Here is a 20,658-nt window from a genome sequence, read left to right on the forward strand (position 1 = left end):
TATGGCTAATATGTATGAAAGACTATTAGGGGATTCTTATAAAAAACTTCATCCAAAATTACAGAAACGCTATGAGATTACAGAAGAAAATAGCTTTACTGGAGAAGGAAAGATGGATGAAATTTACGGAGGTTCTTTTTTCGTAAAATTGATATTAAAAATTGCATCGAAGTTTCGAATGTTTTTCCCTGAGCGTGGGAAGAAAGTGCCATTTACAATACATAATACCGCTGAGCGAGATGAACATGGAAAGGAACTTGTGCGGTGGAATCGTACTTTTTACTTTCGTAATAAGAAAAGATATTTTAATGCGGTAATGAAATTCGATGAAAATGAAATTGTAGATTATTTTGGTGAACCACACATACTTGTTTCTACACTGAATTTTCATATTGATGAGATGGGGGCGATGCATATTTCTTCAAAGAAACAATGGTTTTACATGTTTAGAAGAAAAATCCCGTTACCTAGATTCTTATACGGAGAGGCCAACATTGTAGAAAGTTATGATGAAACAAAACAGTGCTTTCGAATTCATGTACAAGTATGCAATCCGTTAATTGGTTCATTATTTTCATATAGGGGAACATTTGTGGAGAGGAAATAAATGATATGAAAAATATAATAGTTGGGCTTGCTTGTTATATTATTTTTCTAATATGTGAGTGGTCAAATGTAAACCCAGTTGAAGCAATTATTTTATTATCTATTTTGTTATGTATACCGATGTCTTTTTGTATTATTGATAAAAGAGCACGAAATGGATCGTATTTATTATTTTATAAATCCGTATCGTTTTTATATCCGATAGCAGCGATTTGTGCAATGTTAGCTTTCGTAACAAATCAATATATCTTTGCGATAATTTGGTTTGTATATACGGGGATCGTTGCGTTATTTGGTATAAATAGATTACTAGAAAGAGGATGGACACCGTTAGAAGAGACAGCTATCGATAGTGCGTTTATTTATTTGTTTTTAGGTGGTTTTTGGTTTTTTGCTTCTGTAGCAAAGATTTCGATTATGCAGTTTACTTCTGACATTGTTTTACTCACAGCTGCACACTTTCATTATTCGGCGTTTCTATTGCCATTATCAGCTGGTTTAATAGGGCGGAAGAGAGAAAAGAGCAGTAAAGTATATGATGCAATTATGTTTATTATAGTCATTTCACCGATGACAGTTGCGATTGGAATTACGCACTCAAGGGTATTTGAATTTTTTGCAGTGTTCCTATATTTATGTGCGATTTATGGGTATGGAATTTATGTTTGGCGGGCGAAATTTAATGCTATCAGCGCAAAAATCCTCCTAATCATATCGTCTAGTACACTCATGGTAACAATTATGTTTTCACTTATATATTCGTATGGGAATTTGAAACATGTAATGACGATTACAATTGCTCAAATGGTTTGGATTCACGGTGTTGTTAATGGAATTGGAGTAGCGTTGCCGGCATTTGTCGGCTGGATGATTGAAAAGAGTGTTCCGAACTATAAATATTACGGGAAACCAATGAGCAAATTAAGAGGAGAGGCGACAGTTGGTGAAGCATTTTTACATAACAGAAATGTAATAGATAGCAAGGAATACAAAGGTTTAGTTGATAAAATGAATGATTTCCATAGTGGGATATTTGATAGGGCCAAGATTCCTGTAAGTATTATTCGTTTTTATGAAAATACAACAGAGTATGAATTACAATCGCATATTAAATGGACTCGCTGGTTCCGCCCGTTTGCATTTTGCTATGAGAAAATGAGTAAGCGTGTAGGACAAATACATTTAGGAATGGGCGGCAAGTGGGAAACGATGCACGGCTCTATCATAGGGATAATGGATGAGAAGGATGGAAGGGAGAATGTAAGAGCTTGGTTAAGGAAAAATGAAGCAGGAGCATCTATTTTTGTAGCTCTTTACTCAAAACATACGTATAAGAATGAGACATATATGAATATCGCATTGCCTCTACCATATTCGAATATGACGGGGGTTTTAAAATTACGTAATGATAATAATAATTTAATTATTACTAGTAAGCTGAGGAGAAATGGTAAGGGAGATGAGGGGATCTATATACATACTCGTTTCTTTACAATCCGTTTACCGTTAGCTGAGACGTTTATTATTAAAGAGGGCACCAATCAAATGTTAGAAGCTAACCATAAAATGTGGATATTTGGAGTTAAGTTTTTAGAAATTGATTATGAGATTAAGAAAATAGAGGAGAAGTAAGAAAAGCTTGGAGAGATTCCAAGCTTTTTTTACGTATGGGTAATTGTCATAGCGACTTGTTTATCTAAGTCTTTGTCCCAAACACGTTGAATTTCAAATGTACCTTTTTCAAAGAATAATGGAAATCTTTCTTTAAACCAATCTTGCATAGGAAGATTTAGTGCTGTAGCGATTGGTACCCATAATAATTTACCTTCAGGAGGGTCCACAAGAAGCTCACCTTCAAATGAATCTGTCCAATAGTTAAATACCATATATCGAACATTTTCTTTCGGATTTACGTATTCATCTAATCCCTTAAAGGTTAAGGTTGAAACAAGTAATCCAGTTTCTTCTTTTACTTCCCGTTTAGTAGCTTGAACGATACTTTCTGGAAAATCTACTTTTCCGCCAGGAGCGATGTAACCAGGGAAGCCAAGGTGATTGGGGCGCTGTATTAACAATACTTTGTTATTCCGCTGAATCATACACATTGTATACATACGGTGCTCTATATCTTTCCAATTGTTGCTCATATGAATCTCTCCTCTTAATAAAATCTTATAGTTTTTAACTATAGTTATGTATGACAAAAAATACAATAATAATACAAAATTATACAATTTTCAATTGACTATTACTAATTTTCAGAACTATAATTAGTCTGTTACATCAATACATCGTACTTGAGAGGGGAATATATTCTATGAAAAATAGAATAATCGCAGCAGGAGTAATTGCAGCTAGTATATTATCTTATTCATCTGGTAGTTTCGCGCAAACGAAAAAATTTCCAGATGTCCCAGCTAAACATTGGGCAGAAGACTCTATTTACTATTTAGTAGAGAAAGGTGCAGTTACAGGTAACGAAAAAGGAATGTTTGAGCCAGGAAAAGAAATCACTCGTGCAGAAGCAGCTACAATGATGGCTCAAATCTTAAACTTACCAATCGATAAAAATGCTAAACCATCTTTCGGTGATTCTCAAAACCAATGGTATACCCCATTCATCGCAGCTGTAGAAAAAGCTGGCGTTGTAAAAGGGAAAGGAGCGGGCGTATTCGATCCAACTGGGAAAATTGACCGAGTTTCAATGGCCTCTCTTATTGTAGAAGCTTACAAATTAGATTCTAAAGTAAATGGTACTCCAGCAACTAAATTTAGTGATCTAGAAAAAAGTTGGGGTAAAGCAAAAGCTAACATTCTAGTTGAATTAGGGATTTCTATTGGAACTGGTGACAAATGGGAGCCCGAAAAAATTCTAACTAAAGCAGAGGCAGCTCAATTTATAAAAAAGGCAGATTCTCTTAAAATAAGTAACCCTTTAGTAGAAAAGGTAGTTATTATTGATCCTGGTCATGGAGGATTTGATCCAGGGAATCCAGGGCAAGGTGTAGAGGAAAGTAAAATCGTATTTGATACATCTTTAAGATTACAGAAGTTGTTAGAAAAAAATACACCTTTAAAAGCTTTATTAACACGTGAAGAGAACGGAAATCCAGGAAGTAACAAAAATGAATCTCTTGCGAATCGAGTGAAATTTGGTCAAGAGAACAATGCAGATATATTTGTAAGCATTCATGCAAATTCTTCTGAAAATCATGATGGTCATGGAACGGAAACGTATTATTATAAAAAATCCAAGCGTGGAGAAGAGACACAGATTGAAAAGGATAGTGAAGTGTTAGCAAAGAAAATTCAAAATAGAGTAGTAGAAGCACTACATACAAGAGATAGAAATATAAAAGACAATCACTCACTTTATGTAGTAAATAATAATACAGTACCAGCAGTTTTAACAGAGCTTGCCTTTATTGATAATGATATAGATAATGGTAAATTAGCTACTGAATCAGGAAGACAAATTGCTGCTGAGGCAGTTTATGCTGGGATTTTAGATTATTATGAGTGGAAAGGTTTCGATGTTGAAAAATATCGTTTAGCTAAATAACAATATTGATTGCTAAGTCCATCGTCTACATAGAGATGGGCTTTTTATATGATTTTATGTAATTTTGTATCGAAATAAAAAGATATATCGTATTATGTTGATTATAAATAAAATAATGGTAGATTAGTTGATTTTTATCACGTATACTTTTACTGTTGACTATTTAAGAGTGTGTTAGTTTAATAGGGAAAATTATACGATAAAGGGAGGCAAGTTAACACGGGACAAGCATATAAAAAACGTGTTAAAAAATTTATGAAAAAAGTTATTTCTAATGTGTTAGCAGTGACAGTCGCGCTTCAAGTAGTGATGGCTCCAGCAACTTCGTTTGCATCTACAAAAGAATTTCCAGATGTTCCAAAAAATCATTGGGCACTTGAAGCAATTAATGATTTAACGTCAAAAGGGATTATTGCAGGTTACGATAATGGTAAATTCGGCTTCGGAGATGTTGTAACTCGTGAGCAAGTAGCAGCATTAATGTATCGCGCATTAAAACCAGAAGCAAAAAGTGATTATAAAAATCCATACTCTGATATTAGTGCAGGAACGACAATGTTCCCAAAGGAAATTTTAGCATTAACAGATATGGGGATTTTCGTAGGTGATGATAAAGGAACGTTTAGACCGAAAGAATCATTAACACGTGCGGAGATGTCTGTTATTTTGCAAAAAGCATTTAAATTAGAAGTAAAAGCACCACATACATTTGATGATATAGATGCAACATATTGGTGGGCAAAGGAAGCAATTAGTGCATTGCAATCTAATGGTGTAGCGGCAGGGAATGGACTTGGAGGATTTGATCCATCAGGTGTATTAACGCGTGAAGGCTATGCACAACTTTTATATAAAGCGATGCAAATAAAAAAGGATGTTCCTGTTGAACAACCATCATATATTAATCTAGATGTGACATTACCATCTAACGTAACAGCGCAAGAGATTGATAATTATATTCAAAGATTCCATCCAGATAGCCCGTTAGTTGGAATTGGACAAGACTTTATTAAAGCGCAAAATGAGTATGGTGTGAATGCACTATACTTAGCTGCACATGCAATCTTAGAATCTGGTTACGGTAAATCAGAAATTGCATATCGTAAACATAATTTATTTGGTTTAAGAGCATATGATCGTGATCCATTTGCATATGCAAAATATTTACCGTCATACGGACTAAGTATTTCATATAACGCTGATTATGTAAAAAAGAACTACTTAGAAGATGGTGCAAGATATTTCAAAGGTTACACATTGCCAGCAATGAATGTTATGTATTCAACAGATACAGCATGGGCTGGGAAAATCGCTAATATCATGGAACGCATTAAGCCTTTTAATAAAGCAGATTACCAAAATGCAAAACGACTACCGAAAAACCCTAATACATTAAATGTAGAAGTATTAAGTGAAGCGATTCCTTATACAGATTATGCAAAAGATGCAAAAGCTACTGTCCAATCGGTAGGATCTTACTATCAAGTTCCATTCCCGTTTAACAATCCAATTAAGAGTGTACCAAATGTGACACAAAATGAAGTTGGAAAACTAGAAAATGGTACAAAAGTAAATGTATATCGTGAAGATCCAAATGGCTGGGTAGAATTTTCATTTGAAAATGCGCAAGAAAAATATTGGACATTGAAGAAAAACTTAAAATTATAAATAAAAAAGGTGTTTTCACTTATGAAAACACCTTTTTTATTTATATTTAACATGTAATATTTTTAGATTCAGTATGAGTTTCTTTTTTATGTTTTTACCAATAATTAAACCGTTTCATATATAATTAAAAGTGTTGAAGATTGAATTTTCTGTTTTTGTTTTATTGTTAACTTAATTTGAAAAGAGGAGAGGTATATGCAAGGAGAAATACCAACAGAGAAAAGTTTAAGTTATATCGGTAAATTGTTATTGCCGGTTAAAGCGTCACCACATTTTAAATTTTTATGGATCGGGCAATTGCTTTCGACTTTAGGTAGTTCGATAACGATGGTTATTTTGCCAGTCGTTGTGTATTCATTAACTGGTTCAACAGTTGTAATGGGAATGACTATGGCAATGTACATGCTTCCTAATATTCTTGCGTTACCGTTTGCTGGATTAGTAGTAGATCGAATGGATCGGGTGAAAGTAATGTTATTTACAGATATAATTCGCTGCGTATTAATGCTATTACTTGCAATACTTATATTTATGGATGTTTTAACAATTCCACTTCTATATGTACTTGTAGCATTATATGGACTTATGGAAGGGATATTTCAGCCAGCATATGCGGCTGTAAGAGCGAAAGTATTTGTACCAGAAATTCGAAATGCAGCTAATTCATTAACGCAAATGAGCAATCAAGGTATACGACTAATTGGACCGGCTCTTGGAGGATTGATCGTTTCAGTTGCATCTGCCGGAATAGGGTTTGGACTAGATGCAGTAACATATTTGTTATCATTTTTTTGTTTATTATTTTTAAGAGAAATAAAGTTTAAAAAAGTAAAACCTATTGAAAAGAAAAAAGTCGATTATAAACAAGAGTTTATGGAAGGTGTTTTTGTTTTAAAAAGTCATCCGTGGCTATGGATTACAATTTTAGTCTTTTCTTTCATCAATATTTGTTATGCAGGAATTATCGTCGTATTAATTCCATGGTTATTTAATGTTCATCATCATTTTGAAGCATATGTGTATGGATTAGGAATGGCATCCTCTGGTGTTGGAGCTGTAGTTGCTGCGCTAATATTCGGCGGGAGAGAACGGTGGTATAAGCGGGGGATACTTGCCTATGGTGGTGTTTTAATAAGTGGTTGTGCGCTTTTAATAATGCCGTTCATTACTTGGGCACCTGTTTTAATTGTATTAATGGCAATTGAAGGGTTCGGTATGATGATATTTGGACTCATTTGGGAAACGAGTTTACAAGAGCTCGTGCCAGAAGAAGCATTTGGAAGAGTGGCAAGCCTTGATATGTTAGGTTCATTTGCTTTATTGCCACTAGGTTATGTAGTTGTAGGATGGTTAGCTACTGTCATAGGTGGCGAGATAACGATTATAACATTAGCTATTTTAGTACTTGTAACAATTGGAGTAGCATTATGTGTGCCGAGTATTCGAAGATTTGATTGATGATATAAGGGAAGGTGGGAACGACTTATATGCTTATAAAAAATTTGAACGATATAGTCGCAAAGGAATGGGACAACCAATATACTTTGCAGGAAAAGATCTTTGAAGCAAAAAATTTCACAGTCTATATTGCTACCCATAGAGAAAATAAGCTAGCATATAATCAACTAGTATTAATAAAACATTTTTGTAACGAAAAGCCTTCCGTGCATATTTGGCATAAGAAAATTAGCACCGATGCAACAAAACTGGACATCACAAAAGAAGTGACAGAAGCCATTCAAACTGGTTTTGTAAATGAAGAGTAAGCCCTAATTAAATTAGGGCTTACTCTTCATTAAATACAAATGTTTGTTTCAGTTTTTTACTTTCATTTACTGGATGGCCGTTGTAAGAAAAGTTCTTTTCTTCCCAAGTAATCACAACTTTAAAATTATGGCTATTAAAGTCTAATGGGAATACCATGTAGTCAAAGCTTGTATGACTTTTAGAAATATTTTCATTAGATGTAGTAGGTTTAAAGGTAGCTTTAGAGGTAGGATTGTTATCAAGTATTTCCACGGATACGTTTGATACATCATGACCGATGTTTTTTACGAGTAAACTATATGTATCAAATACACCTTGTTTTGGCTGGATTGCTTGCTTGTTTACGTTATGAGATTTATCAATTTCGATATACCATTGTTTAGACTTTGATGCAATTGGTAGTGATTGAAATGTGTATGCACTAGCTTGTATTGGTAGTGCTAAGCATATAAGCGTAAAGAGAGTTAATATTTTTCGTTTCATTTTTTGAGAGCTCCCATTCTTTAATGAATTTGTTTGTTATTTTCTTCTCTTTTTGAGATAATATACCATGCGATTTAGGGGGGAGGATATATTGAAAGAACTCGTAAGTATGGGAAGCAGTATTTTTCTACAATTATTATTTTTGTATATATTTATTTCTGGTGTTTTATTAGAACTCAATCCATGGTATGCAGTAGTTGTTTATGTGACTATTGCTATAATAAGTCTTCTTCTGGGGGTATACTCGATGATTTTCTCTATGAAGAGAAGGCCGAATACTCTTTTTCTAACATTACCAGGTGGAATTATAATAACATTATTTTCAATGTTAATCATTGGATTTACAGTATTTGCTTATTTTTTACCAGAAGGAGGTATTCCGCCTGTTATTCGTTTGTAGTATGATGAATCGATGGAGTTCCTATTTTTATTGTTAGTCTTTCTAAGTAAGCGACATATATCTTAAAAAAGGAAACTGTGTAGAGATTTTTTTGCATAGTCTCCTTTTTTGTTTTTGTAATTAATAATAGGTGTGCTTAAAAGTTATATTGGTGAAGTTAATTTATCGATATAAAAAAGTAGAGATTGTTTTTCGAAAAAAATTTTAATTTGAAAAAAATCCCAATGGATATGTTAAAATAACAGTGTCATACAACAAGGGGGATTTGTTTTATGGAAAATGGAGTTCTTGCTAAAGTAGATGTAACGAAAAGAATTGAATCGAAATCTAAGTACAATAAGAAACTTGAAAAATATCAAAGGCGCTTATTAGCGTTGCAGCAAATTGTAAAAGAAGAAAAAATTGCAGTTATGCTCGTTATGGAAGGCTGGGATGCGGCTGGAAAAGGTGGGGCGATTAAACGAGTGACGGAACACCTTGATCCGCGTGGGTTTCAAGTAAATCCAATTGGAGCACCAGCACCTCATGAAAAACGATACCATTACTTGCAACGTTTCTGGCGTAAACTTCCTCAGTACGGGCAAATTACTATTTTTGATCGCTCATGGTACGGCCGTGTGTTAGTGGAGCGTGTTGAAGGTTTTGCTACAAAGGAAGAGTGGACGAGAGCGTATGACGAGATTAATGATTTTGAAAAACTACTAACAGATGATCATTATATAATCGGGAAGTTTTTCTATCATATTAGTAAAGATGAACAGTTAAAGAGGTTTAAGGATAGAGAGAACAATCTTTTAAAAAGATGGAAAATTACAGATGAAGATTGGCGTAACCGTGAAAAATGGGACGAGTATGTTGAAGCGATGGAAGAAATGTTTGAAAAAACAAATAGACCAAATGCGAAATGGCAAATTATCGCGAGTAACGATAAATTATTCGCTCGTTTGAAAACGTTAAAAGTGATTATTTCGTTAATTGAGGATTACCTTTTAGAACATAATATAGAATTACCTTCGTATTATTATGAGATGAAAGAGGGTAAGACAGAAGATTTTAAAACGAATTAAGATGTAGTTGTAAAATAGTACAAAGTTTGTTTATGAAATATAAAGTAGAAATACCCTGTAATTTTGAACAATAAAATTACAGGGTGTTTTTTATTTAGAAACATTTTACAAATAACAGAATAAGGTATATAATCAATAATCATATTAATAATGTTAATATGATTATTGATTATATACTATGTGGGGGTCTTATTTTGAAAGGAAGAGATGTTGTTTTAGGTTTATTAATGGGAAAAGAATTGTCTGGTTATGATATTAAAATTGTGTTTGAAGATGTATTTACTCATTTCTTTGATGGAAGTTTTGGGATGATCTATCCAACGTTACGTCAGTTGGAAAAAGAGGGGAAAATAAAAAAAGAAGTTGTTATGCAAGAAGGGAAACCGAATAAGAAAATGTACTTTATTACAGATGCAGGGCGTGAAGAGTTTTATCAATACATGCAAACGGATGTAGAGAAAGATGTTTTACGTTCAGATTTTTTAATGAGGATGTATTTCGGTAATTATAGCGATGGTCAGGCGATAAAAAAATGGATTAAGGACGAAATTGAAAGGAAAGAAGCATACATTGCGGATCTACGTCTGAAATATGAAAAGTGGAGAGAAGGTATTACTTTTGTTGAGGAAATTTCACTTGATGTAGGAATCGCATCGTATAGTGCTCAAGTAGAGACTTTGAAAAGAAAACTAGAGCAACTAGAAGCAAAAGAACACAATAAAATGGAAGAGTGAAAAAACGTTCATAATAAATAAAGGGGTAGAAGAACATGGAACAATCAAAGGGTATTAAGATTGTCTTTTTAATGTGCTTAGGTATATTTCTTTGTATGATTGATACGACAATTATGAATATAGCTTTACCGGCGATACAAACGAGTGTAAATACTTCATTAGAAAAGATGTCTTGGGTATTAAATGTTTATACAATGACAATAGCTGTACTCGCTATTCCGCTAGGGCGGATAGCTGATATCTTTGGAAAAGCAAAGATGTATATTTTTGGTCTGGTGATTTTTGGTGGTGGATCGGTACTTTGTGCTTTTGCTAATACGGGGGATTTTCTTATCTTTTCTCGCTTTATACAAAGTGTAGGGGCAGCGATTTTATTTCCAACTAGTATGGTAATTGGTGTATCAGCTATGCCATTAGCTAAGAGGCATGTTGCACTAGCAATTTTAGGCGTAACACAAGGATTGTCAGCTGCAATGGGACCAGTAATCGGTGGAATTATTACACAAAATTTCGGTTGGAGATGGGTGTTCTTCGTTAATGTTCCAATTTGTATTCTTGGAATCATTTTATGCTGCTTTATGTTACAAATAAAAAATGAAGAACGTATTATCTCAAAAATAGATTGGATAGGATTGCTATTAAGTAGCACAGCAATTTTTTCTTTTACTCTCATATTAGTAAAAGGTAATACATGGGGATGGCAAAGTAATATAGCTTTGTTTTGTTATGCAATTAGCACTATTTCTCTTATTCTATTTGTTTTAGTAGAACGAAAGATTCATAATCCGATGGTGAATTTAAATTTATTTCAAGATCGAATGTTTGTTGGAGCATCTATCGTTGTTATATTAAGTAATGTATTTTTAATTGGAGTTACTGTATTGCTTCCGACGTTCTTGACGAAAATACAAGGTCGAACGGAAATTGAAGCAGCTTTTTTAGTGACACCTATTTCAGCAATGATATTTTTTGTCTCACCAGCTGCAGCAACTTTAATTAAAAAACTCGGAAAAGTAACTATTATTTTGTCAGGCTTTCTTGTTATGGGCTTATCTTATTATTGGTTGCAAATGATTGATGTTAATTCAACAAATATAGAAATTATTATTCCATGTATGATATTGGGTGTTGGGTATGGTTTAGTAGTAGGTCCAATTACAGTTTTAAGTGCTTCTTCGTTTGAAGGGGAATTATTAACTGCTTCTCAAAGTGTTGTATCAATGTTGCGGCAAGTAGGTATTGTTTTAGCGGTCGCAATATTTGTATCTAACTTAACTCACAACTTAACTGTAAATAAAGAGAATGTATATCGTTATGCAGAAGAAAAGGTGCGTAATATTCATGTAGGTAATACTCAGCAAGCGGAGATATTACAAATGACAAAAGAAAAAATAGAGAATCAAAGTATAGAAACGAATGTAGAAAAGCATCAAAATGAAAAATTTGTAGGGTTACATAAAGAGAAAAAAGACGAATTAATTCACCAAAAAGTAGATGAAGTGTTAAATGCTGTTCCAGTAGAATATAGAGATATAAAAAGAGAAGAAGTTATGAATCAAGTGACAAATGAAGTTGAAAAACAAGAGGAAAGTATAAAGAAAGAAGTACTCGCATTTTCGAATGATGTAAACTATTATGCTAAGAATCAGATGGCGATGAGTTTTACAGATTTATATAAAGCGAGTGTGCCAATTATTTTAGTCTTTGCTTTAGTGAGTTTGTTATTTTGGGAAGGAAAGGCTTTGAGTAAAAAGAGAGGAGAAAGAGTTGTAGGGGGAGTGTAAGGGAAATAATCTAAAGGTGAGTTATACTCAAATGATGGAATGCTAGCTGTGAAAAAATTAGTATAATTATTATGGGAACCCTTCGGTAATGAGTGAAACGTAAACCGTGGGGTTCTTTACATGTATAAATAAATTTCAGCATTATAAATTTGGGGATTTTGCTGTTCTATAGTACATTAACAAGGGGGATTAGTTTTATAGAGAGGGTGAGGAAATGATAGATACAGCCGATGTTTCAATAAACAATCGTATGTATACAGAAGAAGAGCAACAAAAATTATACAAAAGAACATTAATAATCGTAAGTATTTCACAAATGTTCGGCGGAGCTGGGTTAGCTGCTGGGATTACAGTAGGTGCACTTCTTGCGCAGCAAATGCTTGGGACAGATGCATTTGCAGGTTTACCGGCTGCTATGTTTACGATGGGATCTGCGATAGCGGCTTTCTTTGTTGGGAAGTTATCGCAAAAGTATGGTCGCCGCGTAGGGCTTGCAGGAGGTTTTATAGTAGGCGGGTTAGGGGCTATTGGAGTTGTGATGGCAGCTTTAATAAATAGTATTATTCTTTTACTAGTTTCTTTACTCATATATGGCGCGGGCACAGCTACAAATTTACAAGCGCGTTATGCTGGAACGGATTTAGCGAATAAGAAGCAAAGAGCAACTGCCATTAGTATTACGATGGTAATGACGACTTTTGGTGCAGTCGCAGGTCCCAATTTAGTAGGTGTAATGGGAAGGTTTGCTCATTCAATTGGAATTCCTGAACTTGCTGGTCCGTTCATCTTATCAGCAGCGGCATTTATACTGGCGGGTCTTGTTTTATTTGTTATGCTTCGTCCCGATCCGTTACTTATTGCTAATATGATAGAATCATATAAACAAGAACATACATATAAAGGGCAAGCAATAACAGAAGAGCCAATAGAAAACAAGCGAGGTATTACTGTTGGAGCTATCGTAATGATACTTACTCAAATCGTGATGGTTGCAATTATGACGATGACGCCAGTTCACATGGGACACCACGGTCACGCTTTAAGTGCAGTAGGTCTTGTAATTGGTTTTCATGTCGGTGCAATGTACCTTCCATCTCTCGTTACGGGAATGCTAATTGATAAAATTGGAAGAACTACGATGAGTATAGCTGGCGGAGTAATTTTATTAGCAGCAGGTGTCATAGCGGCGTTAGCGCCGAGTGATTCTTTAATACTATTAATCGTTGCTTTGTCTTTACTCGGATTAGGATGGAACCTCGGTTTAATCAGTGGTACTGCTCAAATTGTTGATGCAACTATACCTTCCACACGTGCAAAAACACAAGGGAAGATAGATGTGTTTATTGCGTTAGCTGGAGCTTCTGGTGGAGCGATGTCAGGAATGGTAGTAGCGAATTCAAGTTATGCGGCATTGTCATTAGCTGGAGGAGTGTTAGCTTTCATGCTTATTCCTGTTGTGATATGGTCTCGAAAAGGATAACGAAATTGAAGTGAGGTTCTAGTTACTAACTAGAACCTCTTTTTATAAACTTAAATTAAATTCCACTCCACAATAAGACCTAAATGTGTAAGACCACCACCAAATCCGTACAGTAAAAGTGTGTCTCCGTTATTTAATTTCCCTTCTTTTCTAGCTAAATCTAGAGCGAGTGGAATAGAGACAGAAGATGTATTCCCCATATATTCCACGCTCGTTAATGTTTTTTGTATTGGAATTTGAGATTTTTCACAAATAGATTCAATCATTCGTAAGTTAGCGCTATGAGGAATGAACCAGTCTATATCATCCATTTTCATATTTGCAGTATGTAACATTTCTTTTATACCTACTGGCACTGTACGTGTTGCCCATTTATATACTTCTCTCCCATTTTGAACGATTTTTTCATTTGTTTGTAGTTGTGTGCCATTCATAGTGGTAGATAAATTTGTTCTGTATAGGTGAATTCCGCCGTCACCGTTTGTGCCCATGTGATACGCGATAAAGCTCGTTTTGTTTTCATCTCTTTCTAATAAAATAGCTCCAGCACCATCGCCAAATAAAATGCAGGTCGTTCTATCGGAGTAATCAGTAACTTTTGATAATGTCTCTGTCGCTACGACAAGTACTTTTTTATGTGATCCAGAAGTAATCAAGCTATTACCGACGTGCAAGCCATATGTGAAACCAGCGCAAGTGGCATTTAAATCAAATGCCATTGTATGAGGTATGTTGAAGTATTGTTGTATTTGGCAAGCAACACTAGGGAAAACGTAATCAGCAGTAGTAGTAGCGACAATGATACAGTCGACATCTTCTAAGTTTTTCTTATATGTTGTACATAAATTTTCAATTGCTTTAATGGCTAAGTTTGAGGAGTATTCGTCTTCGCAAGCAATTCTTCTTTCCTTCATTCCGGTTCTTTGTACAATCCATTCATCATTCGTATCGATCATTTTTTCTAAATCATTATTAGATAATATTTGATTTGGAACATGAGTGCCAATTGCAGTAATACGGGATTTAGAATTCATAGGAACAGCTCCTAACTTTATTTTATAACCTGATACTAATATCAGGTTATAAAAATGTCAATATAGATTTTTAGTGTATTGAACGACTTAGCTTACTATGAAGGAATTTAGCGAGTGTTGTAAAAATAATATACGAGAAGTTTCTAAAATTGATAATGAAGTGAGTTGAGCTCCTTGAAAACAATTTTACGCATGTTGCCTTTTGCCATTATTTGTAGCTTTATTTTTATTATTTTTCCAGAGAAATCTTATGCTTGTGATTGTATTAACGTATCAGCAGAAGAGGCTTTTCAAAAAAACGATGTAGTGTTTGAGGGACAAGTAATTGAGGTTGGAAGGAAAGAAGGAGGTGGAATTGAAGTATTATTTGAAGCGAAGAAAATTTGGAAAGGGACAAATTCTTCGCAAATTATTGTATATACAAATGGTGGTGATTGTGTGTTTCATTTTGTGGAAGGAGGAGAGTACTTAATATATTCTTCTCAAAGAGGATCTGAAAAACAATTACACACAAATAGTTGTAGTGGAACGAAGAGATTAGATGAGGTAGGGGCGGACAAAGTGGCTTTACGTCAAATTGCAAAAGAGTCTGTTCCAACGAAGAAAGTGGATTTAAAAGGGGAGATGGTGAGCGGTTTCAGTAGGTGGCAAGTTGCTATCATTTCTATAGGTCTGTTACTGATAGTAACTCTTGTGATTTTTATCGTGAGAAGAACGCGCAAAAAATGACGATTAAAGTAAAAATATAAAGATTTTCTTTCGTGTGATATAGGTTGTTAAACCTTGTGAAAGCGAATTACTTATGCTACACTTTATGTAACTTAAAATGAACGGAGGGGCTTCCTTTGATCTTAATCAGATTACGTCTCAATACTTTGTGCCAATAATTGAATAGCGCTCAAAGGCTCTGTCTGTGTACAGAGTGAACGGGATTGGTCTGCCTATTTTAAAGGAACCCTTTATTAAGCTTATATGTGAAAAAGAGGGAGGGACGAATACGCCCTCTTTTTGTTTTGCCTTTATAAATAGAATGGGATCGTATAGGTGAACACTTATTGTGGATACGTATATGATTTTGGGACTTATTGACTATGAGATAGGATGAAAGTATAGCTTGCTCCTGTTTCTTTGGTGAACCCTTATCCGTTTACGAAAACACAGGCAGCGACCTGTGTTTTTTATTTTTCGTAATCGAAATGGAGGAATAAATATATGGAAGAATTATTACAAAGAGCAGTTTTAGTTGGAGTAAATTTAGGTAATGAGGATGATTTTGCATATTCGATGGAAGAGCTAATGAATCTTGCAGAAGCTTGTGATGTAGAGGTAATTGGACAAGTGACGCAAAATTTACAACGTGTAAATCCATCCCATTATATTGGAAAAGGAAAGATTGAAGAAGTAGCAGCCTATGTAAATGAAGTAGGTGCGAATATGGTCATCTTTAATGACGAATTATCGCCTTCTCAAATTCGAAATTTAGAAGCAGATTTAGATTGTAAAGTAATTGACCGTACCATATTAATTTTAGACATTTTTGCGCAACGTGCGAAAACGAAAGAAGCGCAGTTGCAAGTAGAAGTGGCCCACCTTCAGTATATGATGCCTCGTTTAATTGGTCTTCGTGAATCGTTAGGAAGACAGAGCGGCGGTGTTGGTACGAAAAATAAAGGTGTCGGTGAGAAGAAATTAGAGTTGGATCGTCGTAAAATTGAAGAACAAATTTCAGTTTTAAATAAAGATTTAGAAGCTCTTGTTGCGCAGCGTCAAACGCAGCGAAAACAACGTAAGAAAAATGAAATTCCTGTTGTAGCATTAGTAGGTTATACGAACGCGGGAAAATCAACGACGATGAATGCGATGCTTGAAATTTACAATGGTACAGAAGAAAAACAAGTATTTGAAAAAGATATGTTATTTGCAACGTTAGAAACATCGGTGCGAAATATTGATTTACCAGATAACAAATCATTCTTATTAACAGATACAGTTGGATTTGTAAGTAAATTACCGCATCATCTTGTGAAAGCATTCCGGTCAACATTAGAAGAGGTAGCGGAAGCAGACCTACTTATTCATGTTGTAGATTACGCAAATCCAAATTATGAACAGTTAATTGATATTACAAATGAAACGTTAAAGAAAATTGGAGTAGAAAATATCCCAACAATTTATGCTTATAACAAATCAGATATGGTAGATGTTGAAATTCCGAAAGTACAAGAAGACCGTGTTTATTTATCAGCGAAGAAACACGTTGGAATTGAAGAACTTGTAAAAATGATTCGCTCACACATCTATAAAGAGTATACGAAGTGTGAAATGTTAATTCCATATGATCAAGGACAGGTAGTTTCTTATTTCAATAATCATGCGCACGTTCTATCTACAAGTTATGAAAACGAAGGTACGAAACTAGAAGTAGAATGTAAGACGAGCGATTACGAAAAATATAAGCGTTTTGCAATTTAATAAAAAAGGCGATCCTAATATGTTTTAGGATCGCCTTTTTCTTATTCTGTAATAGAGGACCATTTATAAGAATAAATTCCTGCAAATGGACGAACAACAACACCTTTTACGGTTGGACGTTCTAAATATACAAGCCCTGATTGGAAGATTGGAGCGATAGCTGCATCATCTTCAAGTAAAATTTTCTCAGCATCTTGGAACGCTTTCCAACGTGCTGGTAAGTCAGTTACTAAAATAGAGCTCGTTTTTTCAATTAATTCGTCGTATTGTTTGTTTGAGTAACTCATCTTATTAAACGGTCCGTCTGTAACGAACATATTTAAAAATGTTGTAGGATCAGGATAATCTGGTCCCCATGTAGAAAGTGAAATGTCATAATCACCATTTCCTTCACGATCTAAAAATGCTTTTACTGGAAGTGGTTGTAATGTGATTTTTAATCCAGGTAAGTTTTTCTCCAGCTCACCTTTTAAAAACTCACTAATTTTTTTATCGTTAGACTCATCTGTTGTTATGATTGAAAGAGAAGCGTTTTGTAAGTTTGTTTCTTTTTTCGCAGTTTCCCATAGTGTTTTAGCTTCTTTCACATTTGTTTCTACTTTTACATTACTTGTACTGCGAAAATCTTTATTGTCAGGTCCTTTTACGAATCCTTTTGGAACGAATGCATTCGCAGGTATAGAACCATTGTTTAAAATCGTTGTTGCGATTCCTTGTTTATCAAAAGCAAGCGAAATAGCTTTACGAGCATTTTTGTTTGCTAACAAAGGGTTCTTTTGACTAAATCGGAAAAACGTTACAGAAGGACGTTCCATCTTCTTTAAGCTCGGATCTTTTTGATATTTATCAACAAACTCTGAATTAATCGTAATTCGGTCTACTTGTTTACTTTCAAATAAATTAACAGCTGTTGAAGTATCTTTTACGATATTTACATTAATTTCATTTAATTTCACATTTTTATTATCCCAGTAGTTCGGGTTTTTTGTCATTTTATAACTTGTATCATGTTTCCATTCACTTAATTGGAAAGGTCCGTTATAAACTACATTTGCAGCTTCAAGCCCGTAATTTTTCCCTTGTGCGTCTACAATCTTTTTGTTTTGAGGATAAAATGTTGCAAATCCCATTAAACCTAAAAAGTATGGAACAGGGTGTTCTAACTGTACTTCTAATGTTTTATCGTCAATTGCTTTTACACCAAATGAGTCAATTGGCAATTCTTTTTTATTTATTTTTTCTGCGTTTTTAATATCGAACATAATATGTGCGTATTCAGAAGCAGTTTCTGGATTTACGGCACGTTTCCATGCATATTCAAAATCATGAGCAGTTACTGGATCGCCATTTGACCATTTTGAATCGTGTAATGTAAATGTATATGTTTTTCCGTCTTCGCTCAGTTTGTATGATTCAGCTGCTGCAGGAACAGGTTTATTGTCAGGACCAGGCATATATAATCCTTCCATTACGTTGTTTAAAGCAGCGTAAGAAAACCCATCGGTTGCGATAGATGAATCAAGTGTAGAAATTTCCCCAGCTTCTACAATGTTTAATACTTGTTTTGAAGATTCTTTTTTCTTTTCTCCAGTAGTTGTTGCCTCTTGTTTTTGACCACATGCTGTTAAAAACATAGATAATGTGATTGAGAGTGCAACGATTCCCTTTGTTTTTTTCTTCATAGTTGTCATCCTTTCCTTCATCTCTGCCTTAGTATAAAAGAAAATATAGAAAATTTCTATAAACAAATCCGATAAAGCATATAGAAAAAATATATTATGTAAGAAGTGATATTTCTGGAAAAAGAAATGAAACCAGTATAGAATAGAAATGTTTCAAAAGTCAGAATTTATCGCGGTTAAAGTTTTACTTTATCCTTTTCGGCAAGAAGACTCCATCTGATTTGTGTTACGGGTGAAACCCAACAAATCAGGTGGAGATGAATTGCCGTCAGAAGGTAGGCTGAACCCTTTTGTTTCGTTCATAACAAATTTCTCGGGGCGAATATTTGTTTCTTTTTGTCCTACGATACAATCTGTCCCTAGATAAGGAGGGAATAGATCTTAAGATACCGAAATTGGATAATGATCATTCGGTTACTTGCACCAAAAGGAATTAAGATGAAGACTATTTTTACATTTCGCTCCAAATGTTGAATTGTCAAAAGTAATGAACTTTCTAAGAAAGGTGGTGAAAACAATGGCTAGAAAGAAAGCGGTGAAAGTATTACGTAAACAAAAGAAAAGAGAAACCATGCAACGCTTCACGCAGAAGCAGAATATTGGACGAGCTTGCCTGACTGCAAAAGAATTTCGTTTACTTCAGCGCATGTCGCATAGTTCAAAAGCATTGCGAAATGTTGGGTTGTACACGATGAAACAAAGTTATTTGAATCATAATAGAATGGCTACTGTAAAGGAAGTGGATACCGCCATGCAAGCCGATATGAACTACTGGGGCATACAATCAAACTCTGTCCAAGCCATTCGTAGAGCCTTATATGCAGAAGTAAAAAGCTTTTTTAAGGCATTAGAACAGTGGAAGAAAAAAACTGAAACATTCACAGGTCGTCCTAAGTTTCCGAATTATTCTCGTTCCACTGACAAACGAATCATTGAAATCTATCAAGCTCCAAAAGTGGATGAGAACGGATATTGGATGATCCCGATGAGTGTTGCGTTCAGGAAAAAATTCGGTTCCATTAAAATACGTATGCCAAAAAATATAAGAAATAAAAAAATCTCCTACATTGAGATTGTACCGAAGCAAAAAGGTCGGTTCTTTGAGGTGCATTACACATATGAAATGCACGTTTCTCAAATGAAGAAACTATCCACGACTACTAGTAACGCTTTGAGTTGCGATTTAGGTATAGACAGATTAGTAAGTTGCGTGACAAATACAGGTGATGCCTTCTTAATTGATGGAAAAAAATTAAAATCCATTAACCAGTACTTCAACAAAATGATACGTAATCTACAACTGAAAAATGTAGAAAATGGACTTTCTAAACGAGTTGTAACGAACAAAATGTCTGCACTTTGGCATAAACGAGAACGACAAATAAACGGTTATATTTCACAAACTGTAGGCCTGTTATTTAAAAAAGTGAAAGCATGTAACATAGATACGGTTGTAGTAGGATATAACGTTGGTTGGAAACAAAAATCTGATATGGGGAAAAAGAATAATCAAACATTTGTTCAAATCCCGTTTCATAAACTGCTTGCAGCAATTGAGAATAAATGTGTAAAAGAAGGTATACGATTTTTCAAACAAGAAGAAAGCTATACTTCAAAAGCTAGTTTTCTGGATAAAGATCCGGTTCCAGTTTGGTCTAAGGATGATAGGACCCATTATCGCTTTAGTGGCAAACGAATGACTCGTGGTCTGTACCAAAGTAAATCAGGGAAATGTATTCACGCTGATATTAATGGTGCGCTGAATACGTTGGAAAAATCAAGAGTTGTACAATTGGTTGACAACCTCAAAGTGAAAACACCGATTCTATTAGAAGTACAAAAACGTAAGGCTGTTGCTTCGCGCATAGCTTAGTGGGTGCGTCAACCATCCATGTGTACTCGACTTGTCGGGGCTTGTA

At 34.6% G+C, this 20,658-nt stretch carries 18 protein-coding genes; 14 read left to right on the forward strand and 4 right to left on the reverse strand.

What is annotated here, in order from left to right; all coding sequences use genetic code 11:
* Window position 1: 1 nt before the first annotated feature.
* Together BGI23_RS08975 and BGI23_RS08980 are read left to right on the forward strand one after the other, a co-directional pair.
* Window positions 2–607, forward strand: a complete 606-nt coding sequence (locus tag BGI23_RS08975; RefSeq protein WP_070805725.1) for a DUF4166 domain-containing protein — start codon at window positions 2–4, stop codon at window positions 605–607.
* A 5-nt stretch (window positions 608–612) separates the two neighbouring features.
* Complete coding sequence (locus BGI23_RS08980) at window positions 613–2,238, forward strand: YndJ family protein (protein ID WP_070805726.1); 1,626 nt, start codon at window positions 613–615, stop codon at window positions 2,236–2,238.
* Between the two features lie 29 nt (window positions 2,239–2,267).
* Here the strand turns inward: BGI23_RS08980 and BGI23_RS08985 are convergent, their stop codons facing one another.
* A complete protein-coding gene (locus BGI23_RS08985) occupies window positions 2,268–2,753 on the reverse strand; it encodes an 8-oxo-dGTP diphosphatase (RefSeq protein ID WP_000070008.1) in 486 nt (161 codons plus the stop codon).
* 170 nt (window positions 2,754–2,923) lie between these two features.
* Between BGI23_RS08985 and BGI23_RS08990 the strand changes: the two genes are divergently transcribed.
* The 4 genes from BGI23_RS08990 (at window position 2,924) to BGI23_RS09005 (ending at window position 7,602) form a co-directional block, all read left to right on the forward strand.
* Window positions 2,924–4,168, forward strand: a complete 1,245-nt coding sequence (locus BGI23_RS08990) for an N-acetylmuramoyl-L-alanine amidase (protein ID WP_070805727.1) — start codon at window positions 2,924–2,926, stop codon at window positions 4,166–4,168.
* Window positions 4,169–4,423: 255 nt separating this feature from the next.
* Complete coding sequence (locus tag BGI23_RS08995) at window positions 4,424–5,836, forward strand: S-layer homology domain-containing protein (RefSeq protein ID WP_048551857.1); 1,413 nt, start codon at window positions 4,424–4,426, stop codon at window positions 5,834–5,836.
* A 195-nt stretch (window positions 5,837–6,031) separates the two neighbouring features.
* Entirely contained in the window at window positions 6,032–7,294 is a 1,263-nt protein-coding gene (locus tag BGI23_RS09000) for an MFS transporter (protein ID WP_070805728.1), read from the forward strand.
* A 29-nt stretch (window positions 7,295–7,323) separates the two neighbouring features.
* The gene (locus BGI23_RS09005; protein WP_000905834.1) at window positions 7,324–7,602 is read left to right on the forward strand and encodes a hypothetical protein; all 279 of its coding nucleotides are present in this window, start codon (window positions 7,324–7,326) and stop codon (window positions 7,600–7,602) included.
* Window positions 7,603–7,621: 19 nt separating this feature from the next.
* Here the strand turns inward: BGI23_RS09005 and BGI23_RS09010 are convergent, their stop codons facing one another.
* Complete coding sequence (locus BGI23_RS09010; RefSeq protein WP_070805729.1) at window positions 7,622–8,086, reverse strand: hypothetical protein; 465 nt, start codon at window positions 8,084–8,086, stop codon at window positions 7,622–7,624.
* Between the two features lie 91 nt (window positions 8,087–8,177).
* Here BGI23_RS09010 and BGI23_RS09015 point away from each other — a divergent pair, with 91 nt between their 5' ends.
* The 5 genes from BGI23_RS09015 to BGI23_RS09035 all read left to right on the forward strand — a co-directional run bounded on the left by BGI23_RS09015 (window position 8,178) and on the right by BGI23_RS09035 (window position 13,551).
* Window positions 8,178–8,486, forward strand: coding sequence for a hypothetical protein (locus tag BGI23_RS09015; protein WP_000661601.1), 309 nt, complete (start codon window positions 8,178–8,180; stop codon window positions 8,484–8,486).
* A 272-nt stretch (window positions 8,487–8,758) separates the two neighbouring features.
* Window positions 8,759–9,553: a polyphosphate kinase 2 family protein gene (locus BGI23_RS09020; RefSeq protein WP_070805730.1), complete on the forward strand. Its 795-nt coding sequence runs from the start codon at window positions 8,759–8,761 to the stop codon at window positions 9,551–9,553.
* Window positions 9,554–9,747: 194 nt separating this feature from the next.
* Window positions 9,748–10,287 carry a PadR family transcriptional regulator gene (locus BGI23_RS09025; protein ID WP_000678338.1) on the forward strand — a complete coding sequence of 180 codons (540 nt, stop codon included), beginning with the start codon at window positions 9,748–9,750 and terminating at the stop codon, window positions 10,285–10,287.
* A 35-nt stretch (window positions 10,288–10,322) separates the two neighbouring features.
* Complete coding sequence (locus BGI23_RS09030; protein ID WP_070805731.1) at window positions 10,323–12,071, forward strand: MFS transporter; 1,749 nt, start codon at window positions 10,323–10,325, stop codon at window positions 12,069–12,071.
* Between the two features lie 214 nt (window positions 12,072–12,285).
* A complete protein-coding gene (locus BGI23_RS09035) occupies window positions 12,286–13,551 on the forward strand; it encodes an MFS transporter (protein WP_070805732.1) in 1,266 nt (421 codons plus the stop codon).
* A 50-nt stretch (window positions 13,552–13,601) separates the two neighbouring features.
* Here BGI23_RS09035 and BGI23_RS09040 read toward each other — a convergent pair whose 3' ends face one another.
* Window positions 13,602–14,585 carry a ketoacyl-ACP synthase III gene (locus BGI23_RS09040; RefSeq protein ID WP_070805733.1) on the reverse strand — a complete coding sequence of 328 codons (984 nt, stop codon included), beginning with the start codon at window positions 14,583–14,585 and terminating at the stop codon, window positions 13,602–13,604.
* Window positions 14,586–14,759: 174 nt separating this feature from the next.
* Between BGI23_RS09040 and BGI23_RS09045 the strand changes: the two genes are divergently transcribed.
* Both BGI23_RS09045 and hflX read left to right on the forward strand, forming a co-directional pair.
* Window positions 14,760–15,314 carry a cobalamin biosynthesis protein CbiN gene (locus BGI23_RS09045; protein WP_070805734.1) on the forward strand — a complete coding sequence of 185 codons (555 nt, stop codon included), beginning with the start codon at window positions 14,760–14,762 and terminating at the stop codon, window positions 15,312–15,314.
* Between the two features lie 483 nt (window positions 15,315–15,797).
* Window positions 15,798–17,057 (forward strand): GTPase HflX, encoded by a 1,260-nt coding sequence (gene hflX, locus BGI23_RS09050; protein ID WP_070805735.1) that lies wholly within the window; start codon window positions 15,798–15,800, stop codon window positions 17,055–17,057.
* Between the two features lie 41 nt (window positions 17,058–17,098).
* On the opposite strand, the gene BGI23_RS09055 is transcribed toward hflX, so the two are convergent.
* Window positions 17,099–18,739 (reverse strand): peptide ABC transporter substrate-binding protein, encoded by a 1,641-nt coding sequence (locus BGI23_RS09055; RefSeq protein WP_070805736.1) that lies wholly within the window; start codon window positions 18,737–18,739, stop codon window positions 17,099–17,101.
* Between the two features lie 517 nt (window positions 18,740–19,256).
* On the opposite strand from BGI23_RS09055, the gene BGI23_RS09060 reads away from it, so the two are divergent.
* Window positions 19,257–20,612, forward strand: coding sequence for an RNA-guided endonuclease TnpB family protein (locus BGI23_RS09060; RefSeq protein WP_070805737.1), 1,356 nt, complete (start codon window positions 19,257–19,259; stop codon window positions 20,610–20,612).
* Window positions 20,613–20,658: the final 46 nt, after the last annotated feature.

The organism is Bacillus sp. ABP14, from assembly GCF_001831375.1.
GTDB classification, from domain to species: domain Bacteria; phylum Bacillota; class Bacilli; order Bacillales; family Bacillaceae_G; genus Bacillus_A; species Bacillus_A paranthracis.

What these genes read in the sequence shown, in the direction of transcription:
- BGI23_RS08975 (WP_070805725.1), top strand. Translation starts at nt 2, where the DNA reads ATGGCTAATATGTATGAAAGACTATTAGGGGATTCTTATAAAAAACTT.
- BGI23_RS08980 (WP_070805726.1), top strand. Translation starts at nt 613, where the DNA reads ATGAAAAATATAATAGTTGGGCTTGCTTGTTATATTATTTTTCTAATA.
- BGI23_RS08985 (WP_000070008.1), bottom strand. Translation starts at nt 2,753, where the DNA reads ATGAGCAACAATTGGAAAGATATAGAGCACCGTATGTATACAATGTGT.
- BGI23_RS08990 (WP_070805727.1), top strand. Translation starts at nt 2,924, where the DNA reads ATGAAAAATAGAATAATCGCAGCAGGAGTAATTGCAGCTAGTATATTA.
- BGI23_RS08995 (WP_048551857.1), top strand. Translation starts at nt 4,424, where the DNA reads ATGAAAAAAGTTATTTCTAATGTGTTAGCAGTGACAGTCGCGCTTCAA.
- BGI23_RS09000 (WP_070805728.1), top strand. Translation starts at nt 6,032, where the DNA reads ATGCAAGGAGAAATACCAACAGAGAAAAGTTTAAGTTATATCGGTAAA.
- BGI23_RS09005 (WP_000905834.1), top strand. Translation starts at nt 7,324, where the DNA reads ATGCTTATAAAAAATTTGAACGATATAGTCGCAAAGGAATGGGACAAC.
- BGI23_RS09010 (WP_070805729.1), bottom strand. Translation starts at nt 8,086, where the DNA reads ATGAAACGAAAAATATTAACTCTCTTTACGCTTATATGCTTAGCACTA.
- BGI23_RS09020 (WP_070805730.1), top strand. Translation starts at nt 8,759, where the DNA reads ATGGAAAATGGAGTTCTTGCTAAAGTAGATGTAACGAAAAGAATTGAA.
- BGI23_RS09030 (WP_070805731.1), top strand. Translation starts at nt 10,323, where the DNA reads ATGGAACAATCAAAGGGTATTAAGATTGTCTTTTTAATGTGCTTAGGT.
- BGI23_RS09035 (WP_070805732.1), top strand. Translation starts at nt 12,286, where the DNA reads ATGATAGATACAGCCGATGTTTCAATAAACAATCGTATGTATACAGAA.
- BGI23_RS09040 (WP_070805733.1), bottom strand. Translation starts at nt 14,585, where the DNA reads ATGAATTCTAAATCCCGTATTACTGCAATTGGCACTCATGTTCCAAAT.
- hflX (WP_070805735.1), top strand. Translation starts at nt 15,798, where the DNA reads ATGGAAGAATTATTACAAAGAGCAGTTTTAGTTGGAGTAAATTTAGGT.
- BGI23_RS09055 (WP_070805736.1), bottom strand. Translation starts at nt 18,739, where the DNA reads ATGAAGAAAAAAACAAAGGGAATCGTTGCACTCTCAATCACATTATCT.
- BGI23_RS09060 (WP_070805737.1), top strand. Translation starts at nt 19,257, where the DNA reads ATGGCTAGAAAGAAAGCGGTGAAAGTATTACGTAAACAAAAGAAAAGA.